This window comes from Staphylococcus sp. HMSC062H10, from assembly GCF_001836945.1.
GTDB lineage: Bacteria > Bacillota > Bacilli > Staphylococcales > Staphylococcaceae > Staphylococcus > Staphylococcus aureus.
In genome coordinates, this window is record NZ_KV830972.1 from 680,063 (window position 1) to 705,615 (window position 25,553).

Sequence of the window (25,553 nt, forward strand, 5' to 3'; positions counted from 1 at the left end):
CCATCCACCTCCATAATCATCTTAACGCGAACATTTTGAAAGCGCAATCAAAAATCCACAAAATTGTAAAGGTTATTACACTGACTTTTCCGAAAATTGTGGTAAAATATAATTAAGAAAGAACAAGGAGGCACTTACTATGATTACTTACAAAAATATTTTAATCGCAGTTGACGGTTCACATGAAGCGGAATGGGCATTTAACAGAGCAGTTGGTGTTGCTAAACGTAACGATGCGAAGTTAACAATTGTGAATGTAATTGATTCAAGAACATATTCTTCTTATGAAGTTTATGATGCTCAATTTACTGAAAAATCTAAGCATTTTGCAGAAGAATTATTAAATGGTTATAAAGAAGTAGCTACTAACGCTGGTGTTAAAGATGTAGAAACGCGTCTAGAGTTTGGCTCTCCTAAATCTATCATTCCGAAAAAGCTTGCACATGAAATTAATGCAGACTTAATTATGAGTGGTACGTCTGGCTTAAATGCTGTGGAAAGATTTATTGTTGGTTCTGTATCAGAATCTATCGTTCGTCATGCACCATGTGACGTGTTAGTTGTTCGTACTGAAGAGTTACCAGCAGACTTCCAACCACAAGTTGCAACAACTCAATTACGTGAAAAATATCAAAATTAAATATAGATGATCATTAGATAACTACTTGATCATTATGAACCAAGTGCAACTTTCTGCACTTGGTTTTTTATCGTTTATAAATAAAACTCACTTAATAATGTTGTCATAATCTTCTTCGACTACTTAATTCTTTAAGATATTCGTGAAGAGAGACATTACACTAGTTAATTTTCAAACAATACAAAAAGCGTCTAGCTCCTACATATAATTGTAGCGGAGATAGACGCTTAATATTTATTAAAAATTTATTTTAAACCACCGAATGTCATAACATCACGGGCAATCATACTTTCTTCATCTGTTGGAATAACGACAACTTTAACTGGTGAATGAGGATAGTTAATAAATCCTTCTTTACCACGTAGTAAGTTTTCATTTTTCTTAGGATCCCAGTAAACACCCATAAATTCTAAGCCTTCAAGAACTTTTGCACGAATTTCAACTGAGTTTTCACCGATACCTGCTGTAAATACGATAACATCAACACCATGCATTCTCGCAGCATATGATCCAATGTATTTGTGAATTTTAGAAGCAAATACATCTAAAGCCATTTGTGAACGTGCTTTACCTGATTCAGCTTCTTCAGATAAGTCACGTAAATCACTTGATGTACCTGATAATCCTAATAAACCAGATTCTTTGTTTAAGATTTCTAATACTTGTTCAGCAGTTTTGCCAGTTTTTTCCATAATAAATGGAATTAAAGCAGGGTCAATATTACCAGAACGAGTACCCATTGTTACACCAGCAAGTGGTGTGAAGCCCATTGATGTATCAATAGATTTACCGCCATCGATAGCTGCAATTGATGCTCCATTACCAATGTGACATGAAATAATACGTAAATCTTCAATTGGCTTATCTAACATTTCTGCCGCTCTTTGTGATACAAATTTATGGCTTGTACCATGGAAACCATACTTACGAATGCCATAATCTTTATAATAATGATATGGCAAGCTATATAGATATGCTTTTTCAGGCATTGTTTGATGGAATGCTGTATCAAAAATTGCCACATGAGGGATATTTGGTAATAATTTACGGAAAGCACGAATACCCATCAAGTTAGCTGGGTTGTGAAGCGGTGCTAATTCGCTTAATTCTTCAATTTCCTTTTCAACCTCATCAGTAATAGCTACTGATTCAGGGAATTTTTCACCACCATGTACAACACGGTGACCTGTTCCATCGATATCGTTAATATCATTAATAATATTATGCGCTTTAAAAGCATCCAGCATGATATCAACTGCCTCAACGTGATCCTTGATATCTTGTACTGTTTTAACTTTTTCCCCGTCGACTTCAATTGTAAAAATTGAATCCTTCAATCCGATTCTTTCTACTAAACCTTTTGTTACTAATTCCTCTTCAGGCATTCTAATTAATTGAAATTTTAATGATGAACTACCAGCATTGATAGCCAAGATTAATTTTGACATAAGTAATGATCCTCCATCGTTTGCTTTTTATACTATTTCATTTTTCATTTTATCATTCATACAGTTTTATGACTATACTATTACAGATTATTTTTTAGGACGATTTGTGTCCATCCACTGATTTAACTCTGTCATAAATCCTTGAAATTGTGAAGGATTTTTGAAATCAGGAATATTTGCCAATAATACTTCAACTGGCTTTGTTTCGCCCGATTTTTTCTTTTGTAAAATTAATATAGATTTTCGTGCTTTTTCATTTTTAAATAAAGTTGGTGGTAAATTTAAAAATGCTTGCATCTCTGTCTCTGTTGCAATATATTTTTCAAGCTGTTTTACATGTTCACCTGTAAAAATATTACTTGGTACCACTAGAAAGGCGTATCCAGCATCTTTTAATGTATTTATTGCTTGTTCTATTAATAAATAATGTGAATAACTATGTCCTTCTTCGAAACCTAGCTTAAACTCCTTGCTTCTTTCGTCAATTGGATAATAGCCTACTGGAAAATCACCAATAACGATATCTGCTTCTTCTAACGGTAGTGGCATAATGGCATCTTGAGGATACACATCGAAAGGAATTTCTAAGAAATTTGCTAAATGTACACTAACACGTGATAAAACTGGATCAACTTCAATTAAATGATGCATAACCGCAATTTCAGGTAACACTTCTTTTACAGTAGCACTTAAATGACCGGCACCACTTGCAATATCAACAATATGTAATTCTTCTTGGTTGTTCATAAATCGCTCAACTAAAAATCCTAATATCAATCCAATTGAATCTGGTGTAATTTGATGATTTGCTTGTATTTTTTCTTCCTGCATTAAACTTAAATATGCAAATTGGAATGCTTTACGTCGATCTTGTAACGTCGATTGTTCTAACAATCCTCTTTCATTTGTATAAACTTGTTCCATTGCTAGCCCAAGATTTTCAATAAAACTTTGGCCATTTTCATTATTTAATGTTTTAGCTTTTTCATCTAACGTATGAAACAAGCGTTCCATAATTGTTTGTTGTTCTGCCATATTCGTCCCTCTCCAATAAAAAGTGCCCATAGGTCTTAGCAATCATAGAAAACAATTCTATTTTAATGCTGTTGACAACGATGGACACGATGTATACATTTTAAGATTTATCTCTTTAATGATTAAATATTTTTGTATGCAGCTAAAGCAGCATCAAAATCTGGGAAATCAGTACCTTCACTAACGATTTCTTTATAAACAACTTTATTATCTACATCTAATACAAATACTGCACGAGCTAATAAGCGAAGTTCTTCCATAACAACGCCATAGTTTTCACCAAATGATAAGTCACGGTGGTCACTTAATGTAATGACATTGTCTAAACCTGCTGAAGCGCACCATCTTTTTTGTGCGAATGGTAAGTCTGCTGAGATTGTAAGTACAATCCCCTCTTCTTTAGAAGCTTCAGAGTTGAATTTACGAGTCTGCTGATCACAAACACCTGTATCAATTGATGGTACCACACTAATTAATTTCTTTTTACCAGCATAATCTGCTAATGTTACTTGATTTAAGTCATTATCTAACACTGTAAAATCAGGTGCAAAATCACCTTCATTAATTTGTTGACCTTTTAAGTGGATTGGTCCACCTTTGAATGTTATTTCAGTCATATACTTGACCTCCTGCATTTAAAATTCTAACTACATCATACGACAATTTATGGTTTGATTACAATTTTCATGCTTTAATCAAAAGCAAATTTAATTTTATACAAATTGTTGAATATAATCAAAAGCATTTTTTAAAATTAAAATCGCAGTAATAATAATAAATAATACTTTTACATAGCCAACACCTTGTTTAATAGCAAAATGAGCCCCAGCATATGACCCAACAATCATACTCGCAGCCATAACTAAACCTATTACATAATCTACTTGTCCTAATACCATAAATAATACAAGCGCACCTATATTAGAAGCAAAGTTCAAAACTTTAGCATTTCCTGCAGCGCTTAAAAAATCAAAACCAAAGATTAACAATACAAAAAGCATAAATGAACCTGTTCCTCCACCTACAAATCCATCATAAAAGCCGATTAATATAAAAAGTGCTGCAAATAGTAAGGCTTTCTTAAATGTAAATTGAGTAAACGTACGTGTATTGCCCCAATCTTTTTTAAGTAATGTGAATATAAACACCGACGAAAGTGCAATAATGATTAAAGGTTTCAATATTTGTGACGGAACCATCGTTGCAATATATGCACCACATGCAGATGCCAAAAATACAAAACCAAATAATTTGGCAACAACATATAAGTCCACTTTACCGGACCTTATAAATTTTATCGCACTAGTTAAAGAACCAAATGAACTTGCCAATTTATTTGTACCTAAAGCCACAGATGGTGGTAGACCGATTGCTAATAATGCTGGCGTAGAAATTAAACCACCACCCCCTACAACCGAATCTATAAACGCCGCGATAAAACCAAACAAAATTATGATTATAATCATCGTTAAATTCAAATCCATAGTTTAGCATCCCCTTATGTTTAAATTTACTCTAGGATTTTATTTATAAAAAGTCGTTTATTAATTGGTTTGTTTGCTGTTCTTTAATAGTTTTATAATCACTAGTTATTACAAGTGTTTCAATATTTTCAACAGCACGATTAATCATCTCTTCAAAATCAAAGACACTTTCATATTGAACTACCTTATCAAAGTTTGGTTCGGTTACTGGATTTTTAGGGGTGAAAATTGTACAACAATCTTCAAATGGTTGAATAGATGTTTCAAATGTACCAATTTCTTTCGATTTAATAATAATTTCTTCTTTATCGTAAGTTAATAAAGGACGTAATACAGGGGTAGAAGTTACGTTATTAATTGCATACATGCTATGAAGTGTTTGACTTGCTACCTGCCCTAGGTTTTCACCATTTACAATAGCTAAAGCTCCTATTTGATGTACTAATTTATCAGCAACACGCATCATCATACGTCTCGTTGAAGTCATTGTATATCTTGGATGTACAACTTTATTTACCTGTTTTTGCAATTCTGTAAATGGTACAATATGCAATTTAATTGGTCCAACACGTTCAGCTAAAATACGTGTCAATTCAATAACTTTTTCTTTTGCTTGATCACTTGTAAATGGTGGACTATGGAAATGAATCGCTTCAATTGTTACGCCACGTCTCATCACTTCCATCCCAGCAACTGGTGAGTCTATACCGCCTGAAAGCATTAGTAACGTCTTACCACCAGTACCAACTGGTAATCCGCCTGAACCCGGAACAACTTCTTCATACATATAAATTGCATCTAATCTAACTTCCACTCGAATTTCATGATCTGGACGTTTGACATTAACAGAAACATTTTCAATTTGTTTCAATACGGTACCACCCAATTCACGTTGTAATTCATACGTATCCATTGGGAAATTTTTATCGGCACGCTTCACATCAATTTTAAATGTGCTGTTTTCTTCAAATTGCTGCGCAAATTTAATTGCCGCTGCACTCATTGCCTCTAACGTTTTTTCTACTTTTAATACTGGACTAATAGATTTAATACCGAAAATTTTTGATAATCGATATGTTATTTCATTTATATCTGCATGGTCTTCAAGTTCAATATACATACGATCTCGTTTGCCTTTAACGACAAACCCATCAAGTCCTTTTAATGACTTATTTACATTATTTCTTAATTGATTTACAAATTTCTTTCTATTTGAACCCTTTAATGTTAATTCCCCGTATCTAACAAGCAAGTGATCATACTTCATTATTTTAGCAACTCCTTAATTTCCTCATAAATGATGATAAATATTTCTTTAAATCTTGCTATATCTTCTTTAGTTGTAGTAGCCCCAAATGATAATCTTATACTACCTTCAATAGACTTGTCTGATAATCCCATTGCAGCCAATACTTCATTTAATTTATTACGTTTAGATGAACAAGCACTCGTGGTAGATATCATAATGTCATATTTTGAAAAAGCATTAACTAATACTTCACCTTTTACGCCAGGAAAACTAATATTTAAAACGAATGGTGAGCCTGAAGTTGAAGAATTAATATAAACTCCATGATATTTATTTAAAAATTGACGGACGTCATTATTTAAATCAGTAACAAATGCATTCAATGCTTCAAGGTTTTCATTAGCTATCTTCATCGCTTTAACCATTGCAATATCATTTGGCAAATTAACTGTTCCACTTCTAACGCCATATTCTTGACCACCACCATGGACAGTTGGTTCAACATTTTGAATTTGATTTACAAGTAAGACGCCTTGACCTTTTAAACCATTAAACTTGTGTCCACTTAAACTAATACTATCTACGTTATTGAAATCCATTGAAATTTTGCCGAATGCTTGAACCGCATCTACATGAAAATGTGCCTTAGGATAATTTTTTATAACTTCAGCCATTTGTGGAATAGGCTGTATTTGTCCTGTTACATTATTTACATACATACATGTTACTAAACCGACTTTGTCTGACATTAATTCTTTGAAGTGTTCTAAGTTAATACTGCCATCTTTCTTTACATCAACATATTTAACCTTAAATCCTTCGTGCGCTTCCAAATATCTTACAACCTCTAATACGGATGGATGCTCTAACACGGATGTAATTATTTCCTTAGCTGTATCAAATTTACGATAGGCAATACCTTTTAAAGCAAGATTATTGGATTCAGTTGCACCACTAGTGAATACAACATCATAATTTGTTTTTGAATTAATCATTGCATTAATTTGAGCTTTTGCTTGTTGTAGTAATTGATTTGCCTGCAAACCAGCTTTATGCGGACTATTCGGATTATAATACATTGATTGATTTACTTTTAAATAAGTATCTAACACTTCTTCAAATGCTTTCGTCGTTGCCGCATTATCTAGATATATCAAAATAAACACTTCTCTTTCATTAATCATCAATCGTTAAAATTGTTTTTACTCAAGCATTATACTATTATCACATAAAAAATAAAGGCTATAACAAAAATTAATCATTTTTCCACCCATTTTAATAAGAATTGAACTATTTCACTCTATGCATAGCACGATGCATTTTCACTACCTACATTAATTTAAACATCACATTTGATTACGTTTGTCTTTAAACAATTGCTATTTATATTTATTGTCCCTTTCATATATCCATATAAAAAAGAAGCTAGACAACGTATCGTTGGCTAACTTCAATTATTAAACTCATCAGTCCAATTTGACAGAGTGCTCATATTATTTAAGTATAACTACATACTAGTTTCTATTGCTTAATGACTTCTTCTTCAATATGTTTAGTGACACCTGGCTCAACACTTTCAAGAGCTTGCTCTGCAATTTCAATCGCACGCTTATAGCGATTATTTTTAAATAATCGTTCAGCTTCATTTAAGCTCTTATCAACATTGCTATAGTCCTTACGATATCTATTTCCATATTGAATTAATTTCTCTGCATAAACAGCATTAACAAGAACATCATTTGCTTCATCTTCAAATGTATTCATTTGAATCACAATTTTAGACACTTTATCTTTTAACTGTTTAACGTGTATTGGGCGTTCACTAAATTGTTCGTTAACATCACGAACTTCATGATCAATTTCATTTTTCATGATGATAAATCTTTCAGGAACGCTTGTTAAGTTAGAAGCAAGTAATCGACGATACACTTCTTCTTTCTTAGATTGTACTCGTAACAGATTGTCTTCTGCTTCTGCTTCATCTTCACGCAATTGAATCAGATGATTTTGCAGCTTTTCTTGTTTGTCATTAATAACTGTGACATGATCTTCTAAATATTGTAAATTATCCTGAACCTCGCTATATCGTACAGCAGATTTCGACATTTCTTTTAAAATATCATCATATACAGAAATTAAACTTTGAATTTCATTTTCAAATTGACGAACACTCTGAGCATCAGATTCATTTATATAGTAGTTTTCACGTACATATTCAATTTCTGTTTGCAATGTATAATTCATGTCTTTAGCTTTGAATAAGTTATCCGTAATGATATCTTTTGTTTCTTCGACATCATTTTTAGCTTTAACTTCATGTTCAATTAAATCATACATGTCATCTAACTTATCATTGATATTAGCTAGTTTATCATTAGCTTCTTCTAATTCTAAGCGACTAATTAATGGTTCAACGAAACTAAGCTCTGTTTTTAAGCTTTGTAATGTACTGTCTACTTTTACGTGATCCAGATCATACCCTTCAACTTTAAGATCACGGCAACCATATTTTAAATCTTGGAATTGACCAGGTAATTCTTTTTGAGTTTCTCTAATTAATTCTGGTATTTCTTCCATATAAAATCTTAGCTGTTTCATTTGTTCATTCAAGGCAGCTATATGGTTGTGCGCTTGTACATAATTACCATCAGCTTTTAGTACTTCATATTGCTCTAACCTTGGCTCGAATTTTTCAATTTCAGTTTCAAGAAGACTTGCTGCCTCACCAAATTGATGACGATTTGCTAAAACATCACGTTTCATTTCACGATAATCAACCTTACATTTGTCATATAATTCATCATTATCTTTGTATAACGCAATAATTTCATTTACATCTTCTAATTGTTGCTGATAGCTTTGTTCGTAACTATCCATCAACTCATTTGCATCATCAATTTCACTTTGAGATGCGTTGAAACTAAATTTATCTAATAAAGCCTCAGCATTATGGATTTTTTCTTCCACAGGAGCTAGATACTTATTTGTACTTTCTACGTTGTCCTTTTTCATTGCATCGTATTTCGTTTTTGTTTCACCTTTTAAATTCAACTTAGATAATTGTGCAAGGTTTTGATCAAAAGGTAACGTCTCAATTTCATTTTTACGTTCGATTGCTTTTTCAATAATTTGTCGTTTATTTGAACGTAAATAGAATAATACACCTACAGCAATCAATATAATCACAATTATTGCCAAAATGATATATAACACCATATGCTTCTCCTCCTAATTTATCATTACTATTATAACGTAATTTTGCTTAAGGATAAATTATAAAATGAATTTATTGCCATAATATTTTCGAAATTCTATACTATTATAAAATCTATGAAAATAAGAGGTTTTAAATATGACAACAATTAAGCCAACAAACTATACATTATTAAAGAAACAAGCAGCAAGCCTTATTGAAGATGAACATCACATGATTGCTATTTTAAGTAACATGTCTGCCTTATTAAATGATAATCTAGATCAAGTTAATTGGGTCGGCTTTTATTTAAAAGAACAAGATGAACTTATACTTGGTCCTTTCCAAGGACACCCTGCTTGTGTCCACATTCCAATTGGAAAAGGTGTATGTGGTACAGCCGTTTCTGAGCGCCGCACTCAAGTTATTGCTGACGTCCACCAATTTGAAGGACATATCGCTTGTGATGCTAATAGTAAGTCTGAAATTGTCGTTCCAATTTTTAAAGACGATAAAATTATCGGTGTCTTAGATATCGATGCCCCTATAACGGATCGATTTGATGACAATGACAAGGAACATCTTGAAGCAATTGTTAAAATTATTGAAAAGCAACTCGCATAAAAGGACATCAGCATTTTCAATAAAGTGTTGACAGTTAGCAGGAAAATGTTACAATAAACTTTGTGTGAATTAACGAAAGTAGCAGTTGTATATTATTGAGCGCTATGTTGTTCCCAATGCGGACGTGTCACGTAACTGTCGCTATAAGGTGAAGACACATAAAACAATATATCTTAGTAAGCATGCAACACTCTTTTTTGTTTATTCATAACAACAAAAAAGAATTAAAGGAGGAGTCTTATTATGGCTCGATTCAGAGGTTCAAACTGGAAAAAATCTCGTCGTTTAGGTATCTCTTTAAGCGGTACTGGTAAAGAATTAGAAAAACGTCCTTACGCACCAGGACAACATGGTCCAAACCAACGTAAAAAATTATCAGAATATGGTTTACAATTACGTGAAAAACAAAAATTACGTTACTTATATGGAATGACTGAAAGACAATTCCGTAACACATTTGACATCGCTGGTAAAAAATTCGGTGTACACGGTGAAAACTTCATGATCTTATTAGCAAGTCGTTTAGACGCTGTTGTTTATTCATTAGGTTTAGCTCGTACCCGTCGTCAAGCACGTCAATTAGTTAACCACGGTCATATCTTAGTAGATGGTAAACGTGTTGATATTCCATCTTATTCTGTTAAACCTGGTCAAACAATTTCAGTTCGTGAAAAATCTCAAAAATTAAACATCATCGTTGAATCAGTTGAAATCAACAATTTCGTACCTGAGTACTTAAACTTTGATGCTGACAGCTTAACTGGTACTTTCGTACGTTTACCAGAACGTAGCGAATTACCTGCTGAAATTAACGAACAATTAATCGTTGAGTACTACTCAAGATAATACCGTTCAATACAAACACCCACAATTGTGGGTGTTTTTTTATATTATTTTAAAATGATAGATTCAAGATTATATGGAGCCACCCTATTTTACAATCAACTTAGAATTTACAAGTCTTATTTGTTGAATTATCTTTAGTATTTCATCATTAGTTTTTAAAATTATCAATTGCGATATACGAATCCTTATCCCTCTATCAAATAACCATTCATCGTCTTACTTAATAAATAATTTCGGATCATCTGTAATTAATCCATCTACACCCATTTGTCTTAATTTTTCTCCAGTTTTCAATTTATTAACTGTGTATGGCAAAACCTGTAATTGATGATGATGTGCTTCATCAACAAATTTTCTGGTCACTAATGCATAATTAGGATTAACATAACTAGCAATTTGAGCAATTCTTGAAAAATTTGGCTTTTTATACCAATACTTACGTTTACTACAAAGCACACCTAATTCATATATACTGCCCAATGTGTTTAACTTTTCGATGCATTCGATATCAAAAGATTGTATAACTACTTGTGTCGCATCGACTTTCTTTTCTTCCAAAAATGCCAGCAATTTACATTCTATTCCTGGATATAAATTCGGACTTTTCAATTCAATCAATAGCTTTTTATCGAACTTTAAGCATAATGAAAGTACTTCATCTAACGTGGGTATTCGTTCTCCCTTAAAAGCAACATCTTTATAACTACCAAAATCAAATGATTTTAATTGCGATAATGTGTAATCAGCAATACGCCCCTTACCATCCGATGTTCTATCAATTGTTTCATCATGTATCACAACAAAATGTTGGTCTTTGGTCAAATGAACATCTATTTCTAACATAGCAACATTGAGCCCCATTACCTCTCGATAACCGACCATTGTATTTTCAGGAAAATCTCTCGGCAATCCACGATGAGAAACAATTTGTAATTCATCTTTCAGTTTATTCAGAGTCATTGATAAGTCACCTTTCTGTTAAACTTTGATAAACTATTCTAAAATTAAACTATCACAATTATATTGGAGGTTAAAGCAATTGCATCAACATGACTTTAAAGTCCAAACTTCTTGGCAAGGTGGTCGTAACAACGTCGGAAACGTTCAAAGCGACATACTTTCAGAGAATATTTCAATACCTGCTTCTTTAGGCGGTGTTGGTATTGGAACAAATCCCGATGAAATGTTAGTATCAGCCGCTTCATCATGTTATATCATCTCATTAGCAGCTACTCTTGAACGTGCAAAGTTCACAGATATTTCAATTGAACAACAATCGATTGGAACAGCTTGTTTAAATAATGGAAAATTCAGTATGTCAAAAATTGTGCACCATCCTCACATTCAAATTCCAAGTGATCAAATAGCACAATTAGAAAAGCGATTACCAAAATTGATAACAATTGCAGATAATAATTGCATGATTTCAAATGCTGTAAGAAATAATGTGGACATAAAAATCTATCCCATCATTCAGTCCAAATAAAATCGTTAAGTGATAACATTTGTTCAACAATATAGCGTTATCACTTTTTTAGGCTTTTAAATTTTCAGAAAATTTGCTAAAATAGTGAAATCTTATTTATAGGAGGCATATAAATGTATTATCATCAACCGTTGTTATTAACACCTGGCCCAACCCCTGTACCTGATGCCATTATGAGAGAAATTCAAGCACCTATGGTTGGTCATCGTTCTAAAGATTTTGAAGACATCGCACAACAAGCATTTCAAGGTCTAAAGCCAATATTTGGGAGTCAAAATGATGTACTTATTTTAACATCTAGCGGTACAAGCGTCTTAGAAGCTAGTATGTTGAACATTGTAAACCCTGAAGATCACTTCGTTGTCATTGTTTCAGGTGCCTTTGGTAACCGATTTAAACAAATTGCACAAACTTATTACAAAAATGTGCATATTTATGACGTTACATGGGGAGAAGCTGTAGATGTCAAAGATTTCATCAATTACCTTTCAACTTTAAATGTTGAAGTTAAAGCAGTATTTAGTCAATATTGCGAAACATCTACGACAGTGCTACACCCTATTCATGAGTTAGGAAATGCCATCAATCAATTTAATAGTAATATTTATTTTGTAGTTGACGGCGTAAGTTGCATTGGTGCTGTTGATGTTGACATTAACAAAGATAAAATTGATGTACTTGTTTCTGGTAGTCAAAAAGCAATTATGTTACCTCCAGGATTAGCTTTTGTAGCTTATAGCCACCGTGCAAAAGAACGTTTCAAAGAAGTAACTACACCAAAATTTTATCTAGACTTAAATAAATACATTTCGTCACAAGCTGACAATTCTACACCGTTCACACCAAATGTGTCTTTATTTAGAGGTGTAAATGCATACGTTGAAACCGTAAAAGCAGAAGGTTTCAATCACGTAATAGCACGACACTATGCAATTAGAAATGCATTAAGAAGCGCCTTAAAAGCATTAGATTTAACTTTATTAGTCAATGATAAGGATGCATCTCCAACGGTTACGGCATTCAAACCTAATACAAATGATGAAGTGAAAATAATCAAAGATGAACTTAAAAATCGCTTTAAAATAACAATTGCTGGTGGTCAAGGCCATCTTAAAGGTCAAATTTTAAGAATTGGTCATATGGGGAAAATTAGTCCTTTCGATATTTTATCGGTAGTATCTGCTTTAGAAATTATTTTAACTGAACACCGTAAAGTTAACTATATCGGTAAAGGTATATCAAAATATATGGAGGTTATTCATGAAGCAATTTAATGTACTCGTTGCAGATCCCATATCAAAAGATGGTATCAAAGCATTATTAGATCACGAACAATTCAAAGTAGATATTCAAACTGGCTTGTCCGAAGAAGCATTAATCAAAATTATACCTTCATACCATGCTTTAATCGTTCGTAGTCAAACTACGGTTACTGAAAATATCATAAATGCTGCTGATTCTTTAAAAGTAATCGCACGCGCCGGTGTTGGTGTAGATAATATTAATATTGATGCTGCAACATTAAAAGGTATTTTAGTTATTAATGCCCCAGATGGTAATACGATTTCAGCTACTGAACATTCACTAGCAATGTTATTATCAATGGCTCGAAATATTCCGCAAGCACACCAATCACTTACAAATAAAGAATGGAATCGAAATGCATTTAAAGGTACTGAGCTTTATCATAAAACATTAGGTGTCATTGGTGCTGGTAGAATTGGTTTAGGTGTTGCTAAACGTGCGCAAAGTTTCGGAATGAAAATACTAGCTTTTGACCCTTACTTAACGGATGAAAAAGCAAAATCTTTAAGCATTACGAAGGCAACAGTTGATGAGATTGCCCAACATTCTGATTTCATTACATTGCATACACCACTAACACCTAAAACAAAAGGCTTAATTAATGCTGACTTTTTTGCCAAAGCAAAACCTAGTTTGCAAATAATCAATGTGGCACGTGGTGGTATTATTGATGAAAAGGCGCTAATAAAAGCATTAGACGAAGGACAAATTAGTCGGGCAGCTATCGATGTGTTTGAACATGAACCTGCAACTGATTCGCCTCTTGTTGCACATGATAAAATTATTGTTACACCTCATTTGGGTGCTTCAACAGTCGAAGCTCAAGAAAAAGTGGCAATTTCTGTTTCAAATGAAATCATCGAAATTTTAATTGATGGTACTGTAACGCATGCAGTGAATGCACCTAAAATGGACTTAAGCAATATAGATGATACTGTAAAATCATTCATCAATTTAAGCCAAACAGTTGGTGAATTAGCTATTCAATTAATGTACAATGCACCAAGCTCTATTAAAATTACGTACGGTGGCGACTTAGCCTCTATTGATAGTAGTTTATTAACACGTACAATTATTACTCATATTTTAAAAGATGATCTTGGTCCTGAAGTCAATATTATCAATGCTCTAATGTTGTTAAATCAACAACAAGTGACATTAAATATTGAAAATAATAAAGCAGAGACAGGTTTTAGTAACTACTTAGAGGTAGAACTATCAAACGATAGCGATTCCGTTAAAGTTGGCGCTTCTGTCTTTACAGGTTTCGGTCCAAGAATTGTTAGAATTAATAATTTTTCTGTAGACTTAAAGCCAAATCAATATCAAATTGTGTCATATCATAATGATACTCCAGGTATGGTAGGTAAAACTGGCGCATTGTTAGGTAAATACAATATCAACATTGCATCTATGACTTTAGGTAGAACTAAAGCGGGCGGAGATGCGCTAATGATTTTATCCGTTGATCAACCTGTTTCAAACAATATAATTGATGAACTTAAACAAGTTGGTGAATACAATCAAATTTTCACAACTGAATTGACGGTACAGTCATAAACAATTTATGTAAATTCAAAATGCCAAGAAGACATTGGATTACTTCCATTGCTTCTTGGCGTTTTTTCATTATTAATTTCATTGTAACTCAATATGAAACCTTGGTTCAATCATTCACTTCAAGTTATGCTGTCAAACAACAATCAAATTACAAATTATCTAGTACACCTCTAAGTTCACCTAAATGATTAATAACATAGTCGGCATGATGCGCTTCTAACTCACCTGCAGCATCCTTACCTTTTAAACCTGTTAATGTTCCAATAAACGTTGCACCTATTTTTTGAGCACTTAATAAGTCGGCTAACGAATCACCTACTATAAATACGTCATCTTTATTTACAATGTTATCTTGCTTATTGATATAAGATTCATATTTATCGCGTTTATTACCATATAAAGCTGCGATATAACTAAAAGGATTTGGCTTTCCTAATGGTCGTGCTTGCGGATACATATTCTCTGCTTCTAAAACATCACTTGCTGTTGCAATAAAATCAGCTTCAAAATATGGTAACAATCCTAAATTTTCAAATGGCACAACAGTCTCAGTATAAGGACGACCTGTTGCAATACCTAATTCGAAACCAGCACCTTTTAAATCATTCAGAAGCACCTTAACTTCATCTACTGGTCTCAAAATAATTTCTTGATAAATATAACCCGTCTTAAAAGTAGTTCGTGCTATTTTCTTTTCAACCTCTTCATACAACTTCGATCCTAAATACCATTCTTGATAAACTTCTTGCGCTAACGTCCATAATGCACCCTTCAAACTAAATAAAGTAGCATCCGAAACATGTAACTCTGTTGTTGCAAACTCTTCCAAAGCAGCATAAATATTATTTTTACCAACTTTTACATTATCCAAAAATTGTAAAGGTAGTTGTTCATTTAAATTAAAACGGTCTGCTAAGTTTGTGATTATATTTTTCAACTTCAATTCGACAGGCTCATCTTGATACATGAATGCCTCAATTTCTTCATGTGATAACTTTTTCAAAATATCAATTAAATGAATACTAAAAACGATAAATAACATATCCCAATTTGAATTCAGCCCTAGCGATTTTAATTTGTTTAAAATCTTATCTTTTTGAAAAATTCGATTCCTAATGTCTTGTATATCGTTATCAGTCAAAGTTTCCCAATCTATATGTGAATGAAGACCTAAATAACACTTATCCATTAATAATTCATATACCGTTAATGCAGAGACATCGAAACAACGTTCTTCACTTAAAAAAACGCCATCAACATCAAATAAAATTTTCTTCACAATCCCCACTCCATTTCTGAAAATTCAGATATAAATCATTCTACTATTTGACTAAAAAAAGCGCAAACCCTATTGAAGTTGGATTTGCGCTTTAGCTGTTTAAATTTTATAAATGTTTTTCAATTTCATCAGCAACCTGCTGTACGTGTGTACCGACAATAACCTGAGTTGAATGTTTGCCATTAATAGTAACACCAACTGCACCGGCGTTTTTAATCTTCTGTTGATCAATAATAGATGTGTCTTTTAACTCTAGACGCAACCTTGTTGCACAATTAGTTAAATTAACAATATTATCTTGACCACCTAAACCTTCTAATATTTGAATAGCATGTTTATGATACTTACTTTGTTTAATATCATTTTCACCAGGAGCAATATTATCTTTTACAACTGTTGGATCAACTAATTCATTTTCACCTCTACCAATCGTATTCAAGTTAAATACTTGGATTACTACACGGAAAATCACATAGTATAAGATAAAAAATACAACACCTTGAACAAGCAACATCAATGGATGATTTGATACCGGATTAATTAGTGATAACACATAATCTATCAAACCTGCACTAAATGAAAATCCAGCTGTCCAATGGAATGTAGCTGCGATAAATAAAGATAATCCTGTTAATAACGCATGAACAACATATAAGATTGGCGCAACAAACATAAATGCAAACTCAATCGGCTCTGTAACACCAACGAAAAATGCTGCAACTGAACTCGCTAGGAACCAACCGTAAACTTGTTTTTTCTGAGTAGTTTTAGCAGTATGATACATTGCTAACGCAGCCGCTGGAATACCGAACATCATGATTGGGAAGAATCCCGCTTGATAGCGTCCTGTAATACCTTTTATAGCATCTTTGCCACTTTGGAATTTACCAATATCATTAATACCAATCGTATCAAACCAGAACACACTATTCAGTGCATGATGTAATCCTGTAGGAATTAATAATCTGTTGGCAACACCATATACGAAAGCACCAAATGATCCTAAACCAACTATAGATTCACCAAATTTTACAATCCATGAATAAAGTAGTGGCCATAAGAATAACAATATGACAACTAAAAATGTACAGTAAAATGCAGTCATAATTGGAACTAAACGTTTACCACTAAAAAATGATAATGCTAATGGTAATTCTGTTTCACTAAACTTATTGTATGCATAAGCTGCTAATAAACCTATTACAATACCAACAAAGACATTGCCATTATTCATCTTTTCAAAAGCTGAATTTATTTCAGAAGCTTTCATTCCTAATAAAGGCGCTAATTTCATTGGTGATAATACAACTGTAACTAAAAAATATCCTAACGCAGCTGCAAGCGCGACAGCACCATCATTTTTCTTTGCCATCCCTATAGCTACACCAATTGCAAATAAAATACCTAATTGCTCTAAAATCGTAGTACCTACCGTAGTAAAGAACATTGCGATTTTCGGCGCCGCATGAAGTGCATTTAACGTATTACCAATTCCGGCAATAATTGCTGCAGCCGGTAAAATGGCAACTGGTAACATTAACGAACGCCCTAAATTTTGGAAAAATTTATACATTGAATGTCATCCTTCTTAAAATAAGGTAGAAATATAAAGATTACTAATGTAACTAGAATAACTACTTCGATACTCCGTTATAGTCACCTAGGCATACTAACCAGCTATATTTCTACCTCAAGTTATTTTATAAACTTTTTACTATTTCATGCAATTCTTGTTGTAACTTTGCTGTTCGTGTTTCAATCTCTTTTGTAATGTAATCGATACGCTCGTTTCGTTTTAAATCTTTAGGTAAATCGTTAATATCGATTGGTTTACCGATATTTATGTATGCTTGTCCTGTTAAAAGACCATGAATCTTAGTAGGACCAACATAAGCAACAGGTAATATTGGAGACTTACTTAACATTGCAATTGTTGAAGCACCACGTTTCAAAGGCGCACCTTCTTGCGATGTGCGAGAGCCTGTTGGGAAGATACCAACTGTCTTATTATCTTTCAACAAATTGATTGGGCGTTTTAAAGTACTAGGTCCTGGATTTTCACGATCTACAGGAAATGCATTTAAAGACGTTAAAAATTTACCAATCCATTTATTTTTGAATAATTCTTTTTTAGCCATATAATGAATTTGATTAGGATATAATGCCATACCTAGCATAATGACTTCGTTATAACTTTCATGCGTACAAGTTACGACATATTTACTATCCTTAGGAATATTATCTTTACCGATTACGTATAATGATTTTGACATTTTAACTAAAATGAAATTCAAAATCTTACTAATCACTGAATACATTGTGCCACCTACTTAACTTATTTGTTTATAACAACTAGATTTTATCACTATATTTTTACTAGAACAAGATAGTCTGAAAATACATCTAAAGTTGTATAGTGTATTACTAGCAATAATTATAAAAAAAAGACATAATTAAAGCATATATAAATCATATAATGGAGGTTAAGTATGTCAGATTTTAATCATACAGATCATTCTACAACAAACCATAGCCAAACACCTAGATACAGAAGACCTAAATTTCCATGGTTTAAAACAGTCATCGTTGCATTGATTGCTGGAATCATTGGTGCACTTCTAGTACTTGGTATAGGCAAAGTATTAAATAGTACAATTTTAAATAAAGATGGTTCAACTGTCCAGACAACAAATAATAAAGGTGGCAATCAATTAGACGGTCAAAGCAAGAAATTCGGTACCGTTCATGAAATGATAAAATCTGTCTCCCCTACAATTGTTGGAGTTATTAACATGCAAAAAGCATCAAGTGTAGACGACTTATTAAAAGGCAAATCATCTAAACCATCTGAAGCCGGAGTAGGTTCAGGTGTTATCTATCAAATAAACAACAATTCAGCTTATATCGTTACAAACAATCATGTTATTGATGGCGCAAATGAAATTAGAGTACAATTACATAATAAAAAACAAGTTAAAGCGAAATTAGTTGGTAAAGATGCAGTAACTGATATTGCTGTACTTAAAATTGAAAATACAAAAGGTATTAAAGCGATTCAATTCGCCAACTCTTCAAAAGTACAAACTGGCGATAGCGTATTCGCAATGGGTAATCCATTAGGATTACAATTTGCTAACTCTGTAACATCTGGTATCATTTCAGCAAGTGAACGTACTATTGACGCAGAGACAACTGGAGGTAATACAAAAGTCAGCGTTCTTCAAACAGATGCTGCTATTAACCCAGGTAACTCAGGTGGCGCATTAGTAGATATTAATGGTAATTTAGTTGGTATTAACTCAATGAAAATTGCTGCGACACAAGTTGAAGGTATTGGGTTTGCCATTCCAAGTAATGAAGTTAAAGTAACAATTGAACAACTTGTAAAACATGGTAAAATAGACCGCCCTTCAATCGGTATTGGATTAATTAATTTGAAAGATATCCCTGAAGAAGAGCGCGAGCAACTTCATACTGATAGAGAAGACGGTATTTATGTCGCAAAAGCTGATAGTGATATTGATCTTAAAAAAGGTGATATTATTACAGAAATTGATGGCAAGAAAATTAAAGATGATGTTGATTTAAGAAGCTATTTATATGAAAATAAAAAGCCTGGTGAATCAGTCACTGTTACCGTTATCCGTGATGGTAAAACAAAAGAAGTTAAAGTGAAATTAAAACAACAAAAAGAACAACCAAAACGTCAAAGCCGATCAGAACGCCAATCACCTGGCCAAGGCGATAGAGATTTCTTTAGATAATTTATAGACAGAAAAGTACATTAAGAGCCTACTCATATTCATTCCTAAGAATGTAATGAGTAGGCTCTAATTTATTTAGCTATGCAATTATATTTATTGATAGTTAACCATAAAGTATTTCTTTTTACCGCGACGAATAATTGTAAATTCACTATCAATTTTATCGTCAGATGTTAATTCATAATTAACGTCTTGTTGTCTTTCACCGTTAATATAAATCGCACCATTATTAACATCTTCACGCGCTTGACGTTTTGATGGCGAAACACCAGTTTCAATCAGTACATCAATGATATTAGTTGTGCCATTTGATAATGTCACCTGAGGCACATCTTTAAACCCATCTTTTAATTCTTTTGCTGATAAAGATTTTAAATCACCACTGAATAATGCTTGAGAAATACGAATTGCATCATTTAAAGCTTCTTCTCCATGAATAAATTTAGTCACTTCTTCAGCTAATGTTTTTTGAGCTTCACGTAAATGTGGCGCTTCATTTTTAGATTGTTCTAAGCGATCAATTTCTTCTTTTCCTAAGAAAGTAAAGTATTTTAAGAATTTAATGACATCTTCGTCTGATTGGTTAATCCAGAATTGATAAAATTCATAAGGACTCGTCTTTTCAGCATCTAACCAAACAGCACCTGACTCAGACTTACCAAATTTCTTACCATCTGATTTAGTTACAAGCGGAATAGTTAAACCGTATGCGTCTGTTTGACCATACATACGACGCATTAATTCAATACCACTCGTGATATTACCCCATTGATCTGATCCACCTACTTGAATCTTACAATTCAATTCTCTATTCAAATGACCGAAATCAATAGCTTGTAAAATCGTGTATGTGAATTCTGTATATGAAATACCATGTTCTAAACGACTTTGGATTGAATCTTTACCTAACATGTAATTAACGCCGACGTGTTTACCATAGTCACGTAAAAAGCTAATTAATGAAATTTGTCCTAACCAGTCTCTATTATTAACAAGCACTGCACCATGGTCTGTTCCAAATTCAAAAATATTATGCATTTGCTTACTAATACCTTCGATATTTTTATCTACTTGTTCTTCTGTTTGTAGCACACGTTCTTCTGATTTACCTGATGGATCACCAATCATACCTGTACCACCGCCAATTAAAACGATAGGACGATGTCCATGTTCTTGAAAACGTCTTAATGTTAAGAATGGTAGTAAGTGACCAATGTGTAAGCTGTCTGCCGTCGGGTCAGCACCGCAGTATAACGTCACTTGTTCTTTATTTAATAAATCTTCAATACCTTGTTCATCAGTTTGTTGATAAATAAGACCTCTCCATTTTAAATCTTCAATTAATACATTCGTCATTATTATTTCCTCCTATTTATAATTATTTAGTGAATACTTGTTAAAATACTTTAAAGCTTTTTGAACGTAAAAAAACCCTTACAACAAATATGTAAGGGCGCGATTGCACGTTACCACCAAACTTAAACATAATCATAAGATAATGTTCACTCTATTAATGATACGTTCATTAATAAACGTAGGACATGTTAGTTATAAAGGTGTATTCATATTATTAAAAACACTAGTTCACAGCGACCACTAGCTCTCTGATGATTTCAAATAATATTACTTGTCCTTTTATCCTATTCTTTATGCATTTTCCCTAATTATAATTAACGTTAAAATAAAAGTCAAATTGCTTAAATATGGTATACTATACGTAATTTAGGAGGTTAAAGATGACGAATCAAGACAACAATCATCAATTGAATCATCATATATATCATTTTGAAAAGATATATAAAGCTATCAAACATGTCATTGTTTTTATATTTATGATTTTCATTGCCATCGTTGCTATCGCTGTGATTGCGATGTCTTTATATTTTCATCATTTAACTAAAACGTCGGACTCATTATCAGATGATGCTTTAATAAAAAAAGTTCGCCAAATACCTGGCGATGAATTATTAGATCATAATAACAAAAATTTGTTATATGAGTATAATCATTCTCAAAACTCACTCATTATAGGACCTAAAACATCAAGTCCAAATGCCATTAAAGCATTAACGTCATCTGAAGACACTTTATTTTATAAACATGATGGCATCTTACCAAAGGCGATTTTAAGAGCAATGATACAAGATATTTTTAATACTGATCAAAGTTCAGGTGGTAGCACAATTACACAACAACTTGTTAAAAATCAAGTTCTTACCAACGAAAAAACATATAGTAGAAAAGCAAATGAACTTCGCCTAGCAATTAGATTAGAACACCTACTCTCAAAAGATGAAATTATATATACATATTTAAATATAGTTCCCTTCGGTAGAGATTATAATGGCGCTAATATTTCCGGAATTGCATCCGCTTCATATAGTTTATTTGGTATTCCACCAAAAGATTTATCAATTGCACAATCTGCATACCTTATCGGTTTGTTGCAAAGCCCATATGGCTATACACCTTACGAAAAAGATGGAACGTTAAAATCAGATAAAGATTTGAAATATAGTATTCAAAGACAACATTATGTATTAAAGCGTATGTTAATCGAAGATCAAATCACTGAAAAAGAATACAACGACGCATTAAAATATGATATTAAATCACATTTATTAAATCGAAAAAAGCGTTAATTGATACTCACTTTTTAAAGTAACCACAACAATGCATCCAAATATTAAAAACAGCAGTAAGATTATTTTCTATTAGAAAACGTCTCACTGCTGTTCTTTATTTTAAATACTCTAATGGAAAGCCATTAAACCAATCAATAGTTTATAACTTAATTGCTTTCACATTGTCTACAAAGTTAATCATACATATGCTATATCCAGTTAATTATTTAGATTCTTTTCTGAATTTAGGAATGAATAAAGCTAACATACCTAATAACGCATATAAGCCCCACCATGATTGGCTTGAAGTTGTTTCTCCAGTTTTTGGTAGCATTTTAGATTGACCAAGTTTGTTTTCTTTCGATGGTGTGCTGGCCTTTTCTTTTGTTTTCACTGTTTTGTCAACAGTTTTATGAATATCACTCGATGGATGCTCGGTTGATCTATTGCCAGCAACTTCGCTTTTATTATTATAATTTTGTTTCACTACGTCAAGCTTTGCTGCTTTTCCAGTATGATTATTTTTATCGGCATTATGTGCTAGTTGTATAACCTTGCCTTCATTTTTATTAATGTCTTTATCAATATGGTTATTCGATATCATTCCAACGCTATTATCAACACCCTTATTAGTGTCTTTGGCAATTTGAGTATCCATTTCTTTTAAATCATACTTATCGAAGTGATTGTTATCCGACATATCGGATAAATGATCAACATCATGTTGCACATCTTTGTCAACACTACTATCAGCATCTTTAACCATGTCAGATTCTGGTTCTATCACATCTGCTTTATCAGACGCATCTTTTGGATTTGTTGCAGTGCTGCTATTTTCAGCTGTATCCGTTGCAGAAACCTTATTTTCTTGTCCTGTTTGTACATTTAGCGGTTCACTCGTATTATTTTGTGATGTGTCATCATCTTTTGTCTTGATATCCTGATTTACAATTCTGACATGATATTGACCTTCATAACCAATGTTTGCCACAACTACTTTAACAATCGCATTGTAAACTGATTTGTCAGGTACATATGGGAAAATCAGCGTTCTAGAATTATTTTTAGGATCTTTAGAAACAGTAGTGACACGTTTACCTTCTACAATTAAATCTTTCCAGTAACTGTCATCCTTTGTTTTCATCACTACATATTTTTGACCATTTAAAGTTGCTGTATAGAATGGATGTTCAACAAATCCGTCCATGACTGACTCACTATTTTCTTCACTTTCAAAAACAACAAAATGCGCTTCTTGTAAATCTGTTAATTGATCATTTGTAGGTGTAACATTTTCAAATTCTGTCACTGCAGACTTAACTTGATCAGCTAACTCAACTCTCGTTTGGTCTAATTTCTTTTTATATTCTGCTTTATATTTTTCTGGCAATTTCTCTTGTAATTTTTCTAATTCATAAACTTGTCTTTCTAACGTTTTAGCTTTGTGATACGGAGCTAATAATTTTTGTAAATTGTATGTTTCCTCATCTACATAGTCATCTGGATTATTCGTAATTGGCTGTGCAAAGACCATTAATGTATAATCATAGTCTTCATGGAAGTTCTCACCATATTCAATAGATGACACAATTTTAACTTCTCTAGTACCATTAGATACTGGGAAACGAATATAGGCATAATCTTTATCAGAATCATATGATACTAATTCGACTGGTAACTTTTTGTCACCTTCATAAACTTCAAATTTCTTCCATGTTGAAGCTGTTTTTAATCCTAATTCAATTATTGGTCCTGTTTTTGTAAAAATGACAGTTGCTGGTTCAACAGTACTAGCATAATGATAGAACTGTCTTTCACCTTTATCATTTTTCATTTGAAAATCAATTGGTCGCCAATGATCAGCTGTATGTTCTTTATCGATGATAGCCGGGTTTTTAATTGCATCTTGTAGTGATTCATCTGCTGGCGGATATTGTTGGTTCCCATTCGACTGATTACTTGATGTATTCGATGCATCGCTATTATTACCATTAGAATTTGTTTCATGAGCTGGTTGGCTTGACGCTTGATCTGCATTGGCTGACGATTTTGGTTGTGCAGGTTGACTCATATTGGTCGTTGCCTGCGATTGATCATTAGCATTGTTGGTCGTTGATGTATTTTGATTAGATGTATTCGTGTTTGTTTGATTACTTGCGTTTGAACTTGATTGATCATTCGTTACTACCGCATCATTTGTATCTGATTTTACAAGTGAAGGATCGTTATAAATAGGTTTAGCAAATACTAATTTAGTATAATCATAATTTGTTTCAGCTCCATCATCAATTTGAGTTGAAGAAACAATTTTCAATTCTTGTGTGCCATCTGAAACTGGGAATCGAATATAGGCATGGTCTTCTGGTACAGGACTATATGAAACAAGTCTAACTGGCAGTTTTTGATTGTTTTCATATACTTCAAACTTCTTCCATGTTGAAGCAGTATTGATGTCTAATTCAACTTCTGCTTTCTTTTTAGTGTAATACACATCTGCTGGATCTTTGATGCTGAAAAAGTGATAGTATTGCGTTTCATTGTTTTTATCTAATAATTGGAAATTGACTTGTTCTCTTGGACCTATATCATGTTCTTTATTTTCTAATGCAGGATCTTTAATTGCATCTTTAAGTGATTCATCCGCTGCAGGATAGGTTTTCGCAGTGTTTGCTGGTTGCGTAGCAGGTTGTGTTTGATTTGTATCCTTTGGTGGCTGAGTTGTAGTTGCATTATTATTTTGATTTTCCGAGATTTTATCTGAAGTATTTGTATTTTCTGCTGCTTGCGCTTGATGTTGAGAAGTAATTAAAAATAGTGTACTGACAATGACCGATGCAACGCCTAGAGTTGATTTTCTAATAGAATAGAAAGACCTTAATTTTGGGTGATGTTTGTTCATGTTGTTAACAACTCCTATAAGATGTATTTAATTGATAATAATTATCAATATCAATTATTAGTGTTTATTGTAGCTTATCCCAATTAAATATTGCAACCTATTTTATTAATATTTTTT

Annotated in this window: 23 protein-coding genes and 2 pseudogenes; 11 read left to right on the forward strand and 14 right to left on the reverse strand. The window is 32.6% G+C overall.

Annotation, left to right across the window (positions count from 1 at the left end; all coding sequences use genetic code 11):
* Positions 1–139: 139 nt before the first annotated feature.
* On the forward strand, positions 140–640 hold the full coding sequence (locus tag HMPREF2658_RS05955; RefSeq protein WP_000634175.1) for a universal stress protein: 501 nt from the start codon (positions 140–142) through the stop codon (positions 638–640).
* A gap of 245 nt (positions 641–885) precedes the next feature.
* Here HMPREF2658_RS05955 and HMPREF2658_RS05960 read toward each other — a convergent pair whose 3' ends face one another.
* The 6 genes from HMPREF2658_RS05960 to HMPREF2658_RS05985 form a co-directional block, all read right to left on the reverse strand.
* On the reverse strand, positions 886–2,088 hold the full coding sequence (locus HMPREF2658_RS05960; protein ID WP_000040066.1) for an acetate kinase: 1,203 nt from the start codon (positions 2,086–2,088) through the stop codon (positions 886–888).
* Between the two features lie 87 nt (positions 2,089–2,175).
* Complete coding sequence (locus HMPREF2658_RS05965; protein ID WP_000840580.1) at positions 2,176–3,123, reverse strand: class I SAM-dependent methyltransferase; 948 nt, start codon at positions 3,121–3,123, stop codon at positions 2,176–2,178.
* Between the two features lie 122 nt (positions 3,124–3,245).
* Positions 3,246–3,740: a thiol peroxidase gene (tpx, locus tag HMPREF2658_RS05970; RefSeq protein ID WP_000136260.1), complete on the reverse strand. Its 495-nt coding sequence runs from the start codon at positions 3,738–3,740 to the stop codon at positions 3,246–3,248.
* Positions 3,741–3,836: 96 nt separating this feature from the next.
* Entirely contained in the window at positions 3,837–4,607 is a 771-nt protein-coding gene (locus tag HMPREF2658_RS05975; protein ID WP_000365310.1) for a sulfite exporter TauE/SafE family protein, read from the reverse strand.
* Between the two features lie 43 nt (positions 4,608–4,650).
* Positions 4,651–5,874, reverse strand: a complete 1,224-nt coding sequence (thiI, locus tag HMPREF2658_RS05980; RefSeq protein WP_000872669.1) for a tRNA uracil 4-sulfurtransferase ThiI — start codon at positions 5,872–5,874, stop codon at positions 4,651–4,653.
* Positions 5,874–7,022: a cysteine desulfurase family protein gene (locus HMPREF2658_RS05985; protein ID WP_072468942.1), complete on the reverse strand. Its 1,149-nt coding sequence runs from the start codon at positions 7,020–7,022 to the stop codon at positions 5,874–5,876. The genes thiI and HMPREF2658_RS05985 overlap by 1 nt, the downstream gene beginning before the upstream one ends.
* A gap of 177 nt (positions 7,023–7,199) precedes the next feature.
* Between HMPREF2658_RS05985 and HMPREF2658_RS05990 the strand changes: the two are divergent.
* Positions 7,200–7,304 (forward strand): annotated as a pseudogene (locus HMPREF2658_RS05990) (hypothetical protein); the annotation flags it as partial.
* A 73-nt stretch (positions 7,305–7,377) separates the two neighbouring features.
* Here the strand turns inward: HMPREF2658_RS05990 and ezrA are convergent.
* The gene (gene ezrA / locus HMPREF2658_RS05995; protein ID WP_000244861.1) at positions 7,378–9,072 is read right to left on the reverse strand and encodes a septation ring formation regulator EzrA; all 1,695 of its coding nucleotides are present in this window, start codon (positions 9,070–9,072) and stop codon (positions 7,378–7,380) included.
* 136 nt (positions 9,073–9,208) lie between these two features.
* On the opposite strand from ezrA, the gene HMPREF2658_RS06000 reads away from it, so the two are divergent.
* Positions 9,209–9,673, forward strand: coding sequence for a GAF domain-containing protein (locus tag HMPREF2658_RS06000; protein ID WP_000207595.1), 465 nt, complete (start codon positions 9,209–9,211; stop codon positions 9,671–9,673).
* 243 nt (positions 9,674–9,916) lie between these two features.
* Positions 9,917–10,519 carry a 30S ribosomal protein S4 gene (rpsD, locus tag HMPREF2658_RS06005; protein WP_000090512.1) on the forward strand — a complete coding sequence of 201 codons (603 nt, stop codon included), beginning with the start codon at positions 9,917–9,919 and terminating at the stop codon, positions 10,517–10,519.
* 216 nt (positions 10,520–10,735) lie between these two features.
* Here the strand turns inward: rpsD and HMPREF2658_RS06015 are convergent, their stop codons facing one another.
* Positions 10,736–11,479: a glycerophosphodiester phosphodiesterase gene (locus tag HMPREF2658_RS06015; RefSeq protein ID WP_000174269.1), complete on the reverse strand. Its 744-nt coding sequence runs from the start codon at positions 11,477–11,479 to the stop codon at positions 10,736–10,738.
* 79 nt (positions 11,480–11,558) lie between these two features.
* On the opposite strand from HMPREF2658_RS06015, the gene HMPREF2658_RS06020 reads away from it, so the two are divergent.
* From HMPREF2658_RS06020 to HMPREF2658_RS06035, 4 genes are all read left to right on the forward strand, one after another.
* Positions 11,559–12,005 (forward strand): OsmC family protein, encoded by a 447-nt coding sequence (locus tag HMPREF2658_RS06020; protein WP_000553931.1) that lies wholly within the window; start codon positions 11,559–11,561, stop codon positions 12,003–12,005.
* A 113-nt stretch (positions 12,006–12,118) separates the two neighbouring features.
* Positions 12,119–13,279 carry a pyridoxal-phosphate-dependent aminotransferase family protein gene (locus tag HMPREF2658_RS06025; protein WP_000291426.1) on the forward strand — a complete coding sequence of 387 codons (1,161 nt, stop codon included), beginning with the start codon at positions 12,119–12,121 and terminating at the stop codon, positions 13,277–13,279.
* Complete coding sequence (gene serA / locus HMPREF2658_RS06030) at positions 13,266–14,870, forward strand: phosphoglycerate dehydrogenase (protein ID WP_000808829.1); 1,605 nt, start codon at positions 13,266–13,268, stop codon at positions 14,868–14,870. The genes HMPREF2658_RS06025 and serA overlap by 14 nt, the downstream gene beginning before the upstream one ends.
* Before the next feature lie 101 nt (positions 14,871–14,971).
* Positions 14,972–15,058 carry a hypothetical protein gene (locus tag HMPREF2658_RS06035; protein WP_153908661.1) on the forward strand — a complete coding sequence of 29 codons (87 nt, stop codon included), beginning with the start codon at positions 14,972–14,974 and terminating at the stop codon, positions 15,056–15,058.
* On the opposite strand, the gene HMPREF2658_RS06040 is transcribed toward HMPREF2658_RS06035, so the two are convergent.
* The 3 genes from HMPREF2658_RS06040 to HMPREF2658_RS06050 all read right to left on the reverse strand — a co-directional run bounded on the left by HMPREF2658_RS06040 (position 15,019) and on the right by HMPREF2658_RS06050 (position 18,467).
* Entirely contained in the window at positions 15,019–16,149 is a 1,131-nt protein-coding gene (locus HMPREF2658_RS06040; protein WP_070854248.1) for an HAD family hydrolase, read from the reverse strand. The genes HMPREF2658_RS06035 and HMPREF2658_RS06040 overlap by 40 nt on opposite strands.
* 106 nt (positions 16,150–16,255) lie before the next feature.
* The gene (nagE, locus tag HMPREF2658_RS06045) at positions 16,256–17,722 is read right to left on the reverse strand and encodes an N-acetylglucosamine-specific PTS transporter subunit IIBC (protein ID WP_000276359.1); all 1,467 of its coding nucleotides are present in this window, start codon (positions 17,720–17,722) and stop codon (positions 16,256–16,258) included.
* Between the two features lie 127 nt (positions 17,723–17,849).
* The gene (locus HMPREF2658_RS06050) at positions 17,850–18,467 is read right to left on the reverse strand and encodes a lysophospholipid acyltransferase family protein (RefSeq protein ID WP_000287588.1); all 618 of its coding nucleotides are present in this window, start codon (positions 18,465–18,467) and stop codon (positions 17,850–17,852) included.
* Between the two features lie 171 nt (positions 18,468–18,638).
* On the opposite strand from HMPREF2658_RS06050, the gene HMPREF2658_RS06055 reads away from it, so the two are divergent.
* Entirely contained in the window at positions 18,639–19,913 is a 1,275-nt protein-coding gene (locus tag HMPREF2658_RS06055; protein ID WP_001279338.1) for a S1C family serine protease, read from the forward strand.
* Positions 19,914–20,006: 93 nt separating this feature from the next.
* Here HMPREF2658_RS06055 and tyrS read toward each other — a convergent pair whose 3' ends face one another.
* The gene (gene tyrS, locus HMPREF2658_RS06060) at positions 20,007–21,269 is read right to left on the reverse strand and encodes a tyrosine--tRNA ligase (protein ID WP_000186035.1); all 1,263 of its coding nucleotides are present in this window, start codon (positions 21,267–21,269) and stop codon (positions 20,007–20,009) included.
* Positions 21,270–21,649: 380 nt separating this feature from the next.
* On the opposite strand from tyrS, the gene HMPREF2658_RS06065 reads away from it, so the two are divergent.
* Positions 21,650–22,555: a transglycosylase domain-containing protein gene (locus tag HMPREF2658_RS06065; protein ID WP_000184363.1), complete on the forward strand. Its 906-nt coding sequence runs from the start codon at positions 21,650–21,652 to the stop codon at positions 22,553–22,555.
* Here HMPREF2658_RS06065 and HMPREF2658_RS06070 read toward each other — a convergent pair.
* Together HMPREF2658_RS06070 and harA are read right to left on the reverse strand one after the other, a co-directional pair.
* Positions 22,535–22,621, reverse strand: coding sequence for a hypothetical protein (locus tag HMPREF2658_RS06070; protein ID WP_031785424.1), 87 nt, complete (start codon positions 22,619–22,621; stop codon positions 22,535–22,537). The two genes, HMPREF2658_RS06065 and HMPREF2658_RS06070, sit on opposite strands and share 21 nt — an antisense overlap.
* Positions 22,622–22,760: 139 nt before the next feature.
* Positions 22,761–25,436 carry a haptoglobin-binding heme uptake protein HarA gene (harA, locus tag HMPREF2658_RS06075; protein WP_001032782.1) on the reverse strand — a complete coding sequence of 892 codons (2,676 nt, stop codon included), beginning with the start codon at positions 25,434–25,436 and terminating at the stop codon, positions 22,761–22,763.
* Between harA and HMPREF2658_RS06080 the strand changes: the two are divergent.
* A pseudogene (locus HMPREF2658_RS06080) lies at positions 25,435–25,523 on the forward strand (hypothetical protein). The gene harA and the pseudogene HMPREF2658_RS06080 overlap by 2 nt on opposite strands.
* The last annotated feature ends 30 nt before the right edge of the window (positions 25,524–25,553 follow it).